This window comes from Mycobacterium simiae (assembly GCF_008370645.1).
GTDB classification, from domain to species: Bacteria; Actinomycetota; Actinomycetes; order Mycobacteriales; family Mycobacteriaceae; genus Mycobacterium; species Mycobacterium simiae_A.
In genome coordinates, this window is the sequence record NZ_VTZN01000044.1 from 24617 (window position 1) to 32469 (window position 7853).

4 protein-coding genes and 2 pseudogenes are annotated in these 7853 nt (G+C 62.4%); 2 read left to right on the forward strand and 4 right to left on the reverse strand.

The window, feature by feature from the left end:
- Window positions 1-3: 3 nt before the first annotated feature.
- Window positions 4-237, forward strand: a complete 234-nt coding sequence (locus tag F0Q45_RS09605) for an acyl carrier protein (protein WP_149653733.1) — start codon at window positions 4-6, stop codon at window positions 235-237.
- Window positions 224-4447: an AMP-binding protein gene (locus F0Q45_RS09610; protein ID WP_262490932.1), complete on the forward strand. Its 4224-nt coding sequence runs from the start codon at window positions 224-226 to the stop codon at window positions 4445-4447. The genes F0Q45_RS09605 and F0Q45_RS09610 overlap by 14 nt, the downstream gene beginning before the upstream one ends.
- A gap of 116 nt (window positions 4448-4563) precedes the next feature.
- Here the strand turns inward: F0Q45_RS09610 and F0Q45_RS09615 are convergent.
- From F0Q45_RS09615 to F0Q45_RS09630, 4 genes and pseudogenes are all read right to left on the reverse strand, one after another.
- Window positions 4564-4723, reverse strand: a pseudogene (locus F0Q45_RS09615) (transposase); the annotation flags it as partial.
- A 40-nt stretch (window positions 4724-4763) separates the two neighbouring features.
- A pseudogene (locus F0Q45_RS09620) lies at window positions 4764-4982 on the reverse strand (integrase core domain-containing protein); the annotation flags it as partial.
- A gap of 39 nt (window positions 4983-5021) precedes the next feature.
- A complete protein-coding gene (locus tag F0Q45_RS09625) occupies window positions 5022-6635 on the reverse strand; it encodes a tyrosine-type recombinase/integrase (RefSeq protein WP_223163890.1) in 1614 nt (537 codons plus the stop codon).
- Window positions 6563-7684, reverse strand: coding sequence for a tyrosine-type recombinase/integrase (locus tag F0Q45_RS09630; RefSeq protein WP_262490933.1), 1122 nt, complete (start codon window positions 7682-7684; stop codon window positions 6563-6565). Before F0Q45_RS09630 ends, F0Q45_RS09625 begins: the two co-directional genes overlap by 73 nt.
- Window positions 7685-7853: the final 169 nt, after the last annotated feature.

The following is a 7853-nucleotide window of genomic DNA, read 5'->3' on the forward strand; positions in this document are numbered from 1 at the left end:
ACGATGCGGGACAGAATTCTTGCCGCCGTCTGCGCAGTGTTGTACGTCGACGAAACGGACCTCATCGACGGCGATGCCACCGATCTCAGGGACCTGGGGCTGGACTCGGTTAGGTTCGTCCTTCTGATGAAGCAACTTGGCGTTGACCGAGGATCTGATCTGCCGTCCCGATTGGCGGAAAACCTGTCGATTGCGGGCTGGGCTCGGGAGCTGGAGAACTCGAGTGGACGCGCCTGAAGAGAGTCGGGTAGATCGCGTTCCCTTGAGCAGGTCTCAACAGAACATCTACAACGGGGTGTTGCAGGATAGCGATCCCACGTTGTATCTGATCGGCAAGAGCTATCGGTTTCACCCGCTGGAATTGTCGAGATTTCTCGTTGCTCTGGAGGCGACGATACTCAAGAATCCCATTCAATTGTGCGTTCTCGGGGCACCCGCGAGGGGCACCGACTACCCAAATCTTTTGCTGCAGCTGAAGTTCGGCGACGTCGTGCGCGTGCGGCCAGACGATCCGCACCAGTCGACGGACAGTGACAAAGAATTAACGCGTATGTGGTCTGGCAGCATCTTCGCTAAGCCGCTCGTGCGCTATACCGTGCGTACCGACGAGCGCGGCCAGGTGTCCGGCCTCGACGTTTTCACCCACCACATTTTGGTCGATGGCGGCGCGACGGGTATTATTGAAGCCGATTTGGCGCGATACCTGGTGGCCGGCAAGTCAGCCGAGATCCCTTGTCTTAGCGACGGTTTAGCTAAGTTGTCCGAGGCACACCGTCGTGAGGCGATTGAGGTGGAGAAGTCGCTGCAGCGCTTTGCCGCTGTGGTGCAGCGGGAGCTCACCGACGAGGCCCGCAATGGCGCGCACGGTACCGCCTCCAGCAACGTTCGCGGGACTGCGACCAAGGCTGTATTGAGCGAGTCAGTAACGTTCTGCGGCCAGGCATTTGACTCGCTTATGAATTTGTCGGAGGAGAAGCAGGTCCCGCTCAACGTGCTGGTGGCAGCAGCTGCAGTGGCGGTGGACGCCAGCCTCCGGCAGAGCACTGAGAGCCTGTTAGTGTACGCAGTGGACAACCGGTTCGGCGATCCCGAATTGGATGTCGCGACCTGCCTGGTTAACTCGGTAGCGCACTCGGTCCAATTTGCTCCATTCGCGTCGGTGCAGGATGTCGTGCGCGCACTGGACAAAAGCTATGTCAAGGCCGTAAGACGCCGGTGGCTTCGCGAGGAGCATTATCGCCGAATGTTTTTGGCGATAAACCGGACCTCCCACATCGAGGCATTGACCCTGAATTTCATCCGCGAGTCATGCGCACCCGGCCTTCGCCCTTTCTTGGCAGAAACACCGGTTGCGACGGCTATCGGTCCGGTCGAGGGCATGACGGTGGCCTGTGTTCTGGACGAAGACCAGCGCGCACTGAATCTGGCTATTTGGAACCGGGCGGATCTTCCCAAGCACAACCCGCATCCAGGGGTCGCCGAACGAATCACTGCGACATTGGAATCGATGGTGTCGCTGTGGGATCAGCCGCTCGCCATGAGCGTCAACGAGTGGTTGCGGATCAGCCCGGAGGGGGCATGCTGCCTAGGCGATGCGCCAACCCAATCGAACCAGCCGAGAGCGTCGGCATGGTTTTTGGACGCACCAGGGGGCGTTAGCCAGATTCTGGACCGGCGTTGTTACGCCTACCAGTGGGTCGCCTGGTTGGCTGCCAGCGGCGCCGTACCGGGCGACGTCTTGGTGTTCGCCGACGACGGCACGGACAAGACTATCGATCTGTTGTTCGCGTGCCATGTCGCCGGCTGCGGCTACAGCGTGTGCGACAGCACCGAAGACGTTGCGCGGCGAGCGGACTCGATTGCGGGTCACGGCGGAGATGTGTCGGTCCGTGTGGTCAACGTGTCCGCCACCCGGCTCCCGGTGGTCGTGGATGCCACGTTACGGCAAGTGGTTCACGAGCGGGTCGAGCAGGTCAGACAAGACGACCTGCTCGGCGCCAAAACGGCGTACATCATGCCGACCTCTGGATCGACCGGGCGACCCAAGCTCGTCCGAATCTCACACGGTTCGCTCGCACTGTTCTGCGCTGCGGTCAGACACGCCTATGGATGGGGAACGCACGACACCATCCTTCAATGCGCTCCGTTGACATCGGATATCAGCGTCGAGGAAATCTTTGGTGGCGCGGCCTGCGGGTCGGAGCTGGTCCGATCTCACGCCATGCGGATGGGTGACCTGGATGCGCTCGCCCGAGATCTCGTCGCGCACAAGCCGACTATTCTCGATCTGCCGACCGCTGTGTGGCATCTCTTGTGCGAGGATGGCGACGCCCTCGACGCAATCCGCTGCTCGCAGCTGCGGCAGATTGTCATCGGCGGTGAGACTATTCGACCCAGAGCCGTGGACAAATGGATCGATTCTGTTGCGGTACCCAGCATTTCATTAATATCGAGCTACGGCCCGACAGAGGCGACAGTTATCGTCAGCTACTTGCCGATCGTCGGCGACGGGGCCACCGCCGCAGGCGCCGCTCGACTCAGGTTGGGCCGTCCGTTAGTACCGAATACGGTGTTCGTCGCCTTCGGCGAAGTTGTCATCGTAGGGGATTTGGTGGCCGCTGGATACCTCGGCGTCGACGCGCCTAGCTTCGGCACCGTGACGACCCCTGACGGCTCGCAACGGCGCGCGTTCGCAACTGCTGACCGGGTCACTGTTGATGCCGAGGGATTTCCGGTCCTCTCCGGACGCAAAGACGCCATCGTCAAAATCTCGGGCAGGCGTATCGACATCGCTGAGGTAACCAGCCGCATCTCCGCGGACCCCGCTATATCCGATATCGCGGTCGAGCTCCACAAGATTGGTTTAGGGAATGGTCTAGGGGTGTGGTTCGAGACCCAGCGGACCCGCGAAGGCGCCGAGGACACCGCGGCCGCGGCACGCATCAGGCGCATTTTGCTGAGGTTGCGAGTGTCCTCGTTCTTCGTCGTTGGCGTTCCGCATATTCCGAGGAAGCCCAACGGGAAGGTCGACAGTGACAACTTGCAGGCAATGCCTCACAGTGTCGATGCTGCGCGAAGCGATGCCGAAGCCGCTGAAAAGGCGGCCGGCCTTGCGGAAATCTGGAGTCGCCAGCTGGGCAGCGAGATCCGGCCGGACTCATCTCTGCTCGGCCGAGGGATCGGCTCATTAGATCTCATTAGAATCCTCCCGGACACTCGCAAGTATCTCGATCGGCACCTCACGCTGCTCGATTTGATCAGTGCTGATACTGCCGCGAACCTGGCCGATGCCGTGCCGACAGTTCACGGATGGATGGACGTTGAGACTACTGCCGAAATAGAAAGCGATGTTGCCGTCTTATGGGAGCAACGCCCCGCTGACGCATCGAGCGTAGTTCAGTCCAAGCGCGACGGAGACCGGCCAATCGTCGTGCTGGGCGCCTCCGGAATTCTCGGGACGGGATTCGCCCAGGCGATCCTTGACCTGCGGCGGTCGGGAGTGCTGCGTCCCGAGGTGGTGCTTGCCACGAGATCAGAGCTTCCCGAACGAGATCCATGGGCGGCTTTGCGCGGCGTTGACGGCATCCGCATCGAACATCTCGCTGGTGAGGTCGGCTCAGCACAACTCGACAGCCTGATACGAGGCGCTGGCACCGTCGTGAATTGCATTGGCAATACCCACGTTGTGGTGCCCTACCGCGAGCTTCGTTTGGCCAACCTGGATCTCGTTTCCGTGATCGCTAAGGCATGCGCTAGCCATGGCGCGAGGATGGTCCATTTGTCCACATTCGTTGTCAACGCGGACATCACGATGGCGCGGGTCACTGACCCTCGCGATGCGCCTTATCCGTATGCGGCATCCAAATCGCTCGCAGAGCTGATCGTGGTCGGATCGCCGCTTGGACTCGACTTCACTATCGTGCGCCTGCCCCGGGTGCTGGGCACGACCTACCAATTGCGCGAGTCCACCGACATTCTGGTCTCAGTCGTTGATGCGTGCCTTGGGTTGCGGACCTACCCTTCGTTGACCTTGACGGAAGAGGTCACCACCGGCCGAGCCGCCGCGCACGCCATTTTGGGCTTGCTGCCAGAATTAGCAGGACCCGCTGAGCTGGGACGAGGAATTACCGTGATACGCGGCGAGCCAGTGGCATACGCGGAGTTTCTTAGCGAATTCGCATGCGATGCAGTCGATATCGCAGAGTGGAAGCATCGGCTGGATCGAAGCGACTGGGCGAAGCAGCATCCACGACGGTGGTCGGTGATAGATGCGTGGGTCAGCTTAGGCATGAGATTAGGTAACCGCTCCTATGCGGATTATCTGGCGGACTATCCGACCATCGACCTGGGTGTCGAACCGGTCGCCGAGCTCGTCGCGACGCCGCAGTCGCTGCAGGCCCTGCTCCGCCGAGGCTGTTCACAGCCACTCAAACATGCCGGCAATTAGCCCATGCAAGCTGCCTGCGAAACACCTCACATTTTGAGATTCGTTGTCCACGGTTGAATTTCGTAGCGAATCAGGCGTTGTTCAGGGTCTTGTCCCGACGACCCTCATGGGGCTCTTCATAATCCACGGTGTAGTTGGGTTTTGAATCCGCCGGTTTCAGTAGCGATCTGGCGATGTAGTTGGTGAGATTGCGGAATCCCAAGCAGATTCCCGGAGGTGTTCGAGGCGACTGTTGATCGCTTCGGTCGGCCCGTTGGAAGTTCCGGGCCAGTCGAATCGGGGCCTTGCCCCCATGTAGTGGACACGGGATTTGTCGTTACGCCGCTTGTGGCAGCGTAGCGGTTGTGTGGTTGTTTTCGTAGGCGGCCGGAGTGGAATTACGGCATCGGGAGTGCCGTCGTCGGATGTTGTAGCGGGCCAGCCAGCGGAACACTTCACGGCGGCAGGTGGCAGCGTCGCGCCAGTGGCTGCGGTCCTGCAGGATCTCGCGTTTGAGCGAGGCGTTGAAGGATTCGGCGAGCGCGTTATCGGCACTTTATCCGGCTAATCTGTGGATGGATGGGCGGTTAACCGGTTAAGGCGTCGGATTTGTTCTTCGTGGCGTCGGATTCGGTGGGCGAGTTCTTCGATGGCGATGCGGAGGGTGGCGACGTTTTCGTCGAGGCGTTCGAGCGGGCTGGTAGGTGTGCTGGATCGGCGGTGGTGTTCGACTAGGAGCGCCATCAGCGATTGCAGGGATACTCCGGCGTTGACCAGTACAGATAACGTAGGTGTGTCGCAGTTGGTGTGGGGTGATGTGGTCGAGTCCGGCAGTGGTGGCGGCGCGGTCGAGTTCTTCTCGGATCGCGTTCTGGGACAGGCGGTGTCCGTGTCGGGTGAACAGGAATTGGGCGGGTCGGCCGGTGCGGGGATGCGGCAGCGGCCTGCCAGTGGACCGGATCTCGGCGATCCGGTCGATCAGCTCGACGGTCTCCTCGTCGAGCGGGATCATCCGTTCGGTGTCGAGTTTGCCCAGCGGCACCTTCAACCAGGTTCCGTGTCCGGGTATTTCGTGCACGCAGTCCAGTTCGAGGTTGAGCGATTCCCCGATCCGCAGCCCGCAGGACCGCTGCAGCAGCAGCGCGGATGCTGCGAGTTCGTAGTCGCTTGCTCGCAGGGCCTCGGTGAGTCGCCGGTCGGCGTCGACGGGCAGATACCGCGGCAACGGCTGCGGCAGCCGCGGGATGTCACCACGGAACACCAGCCGCCGGGCCGGGGTGTCGGCCCAGCCCCATTCGGTGATGTCGGACAGGAAATTTCCCGACGCCAGCACCCGGCGGGAACGTTCGGCGGCGCTGATCACACCGTCGGTCTTGGTGTTCACGGTGTCGACGAGCGCGCTCAGATACGGTTCGATGTGGCGACGCCGGTCCAGCTGTGAGAGCCGAGTCAGGCCGGGGTCGGTGGCGGTGAGGAACCGGCCGAAGTGCATCAGCCGGGTGGACAGGCTGCAGACGGTCTTGCGGGTGCAGGTCGCTTTCTTGGCGTTGAGGTAGGCGATCATCGCCGTCGCGATCGGTTCGGTGATCCCGGCGAACCGGTCGGCGAAGGGCACCGGTCCGCCGGTGCGTGGCGGTGTGGGCAGGATGGCTAGGTGGAACAGCACCAGGTGGGTGTTGCTGAGCGCAGCCTTGTAGTGTCCCCAGCCGGCGCCGGTACGGGCCTGGCGGTCCCGGCATGCCGCGGCGAACTCGTCCAGATCCTCGGCCGTGAGCTGGTCGAGACGTTTGCCGGTCTGGATCAGCAGCCGCGCCGGCGCCTGCGAGCCGGTCGCCGAGCGGACTCGTTCGGTGAACCCCAATTGGGTTGCGGTAGCGGAAAATCGAGTCAGATCGGCGCCGATCGGGGAAACGTCGATCTCGCGCCACAGGCTCGAGATCTTGCGTTCGAGCAGATAGTCGTAGCCCGGCCGGACGAACCCATACAGCATCAAGAAGGTAATCATCGGACGAGTGGAACCGTTGGCCGAGCACCGCACCGCCAGCGGCTCATCGGCCCACTTCCGCGGTTCGGGCCAGCGCCGCAGAAACGAGCGCGCGGCGCTGTCGTATGCGGTGTTGCCGCGACCGGTGCGGGCTAGATGCGCCTGGTAGGCGTCATACACTTCCTGCGGGTCGGTCGCGGTCGCGGATACGCGCGCGGGCAGCATCGAATTCCTCCTTCACCCGGGTCGGTGCCAAATGGATGTAGCGGGCCGTGGTGTCGGTGTGTGTGTCCCAACAGATCCCGCATCACCGTGAGGTCGACGCCGGGCTCGGCCAAGGCGGTGCCGAACGAATGCCGCAACGCGTGCGGATGCCCGCCGACGATCCCGGTGACCTGTCGGTGGTAGCGGAAGATCGTGCGCAGCCCGGCCGCGGTCAGCGGCTGCCCGCGGCTCGGGCCTTTCGCGACGAGCAACATTCGGCGGCTGTCGGATTCGGGGCGTTCGGTCAGCAGATACACCTGGATCGCGCAGGCCACGTCAACATCCAGCGGCACCCGGCGTTCCTTACTGCCCTTGCCCCACACCCGCAGCCAACGCCCGCCGATGTCGGCGTCGGTCACATCCAGGGCAAGCACCTCGCATGAGCGCAGCCCGCAGTACAGCATCAACCCGGCGATTGCCCGATCCCGCCACCTACGAAGACTTTCCAGTAGTTCGCCTGCCTGCGCGCTGGTCAACGGCCGCGGCAGCCGTTTGGGTTCCCGAAGCCGCAGCGTGGACCGGGGCCGCGGTTTGCGCACCGTATGACCCAGCAGTCCGGTCTTCTCTCCGGCTACCACCCGCCGCGCCTCCCGGCCTTTGGGGACCGGATTCGGCTGGTCTGGGTCCCGCATCGCGCGAAACGCGAACATGCCCGAGATCGCCGCCAACCGGCGGTTGATCGTTGTGGCCGCATACGCATCCGCTGGCCGACCCGCCATGGTGACAACGTTGGGACCCGGCCGCCCGGGCAGCCGCGCCTCCCGGCATGCCGCCAGGAAACGCAGCAACGTATCCGTGTCCACCTCACCGAGCGCGGCGTCCTCGCTTTCCAACCAGCGGCAGAACGCCAACAAGTCGAACCCGTACGCGCGCACCGTTTTCGGCGAGTAGTTCCGATCCGCGAGATACCCCAGGTACTCGTTGACCAGTCCGTACCGACCCGCGGCAGGACCGGCCAGTCGCCAGCCGACCGAGTCTTCGAGCCTCAGGTCAGAATCCGCGGGTTGCATAGCAACAGATGTATCCGTCATGTCGCAGCGAAGCAAGCATCAACACACTGCGTATCGAATCTCCTACCAGCAGATTCCCTACGATTAGCCGGTTAAGAGGCTTGACCCGACACCACCCATCGACTGGGTAACTCCAAGATCTTGACAGAGTGTCGCGAAATTCTTTGAG

Excerpts from the sequence above, each read along its gene's own strand:
- F0Q45_RS09605 (WP_149653733.1), top strand. The coding sequence starts at position 4 with ATGCGGGACAGAATTCTTGCCGCCGTCTGCGCAGTGTTGTACGTCGAC.
- F0Q45_RS09625 (WP_223163890.1), bottom strand. The coding sequence starts at position 6,635 with ATGCTGCCCGCGCGCGTATCCGCGACCGCGACCGACCCGCAGGAAGTG.
- F0Q45_RS09630 (WP_262490933.1), bottom strand. The coding sequence starts at position 7,684 with ATGCAACCCGCGGATTCTGACCTGAGGCTCGAAGACTCGGTCGGCTGG.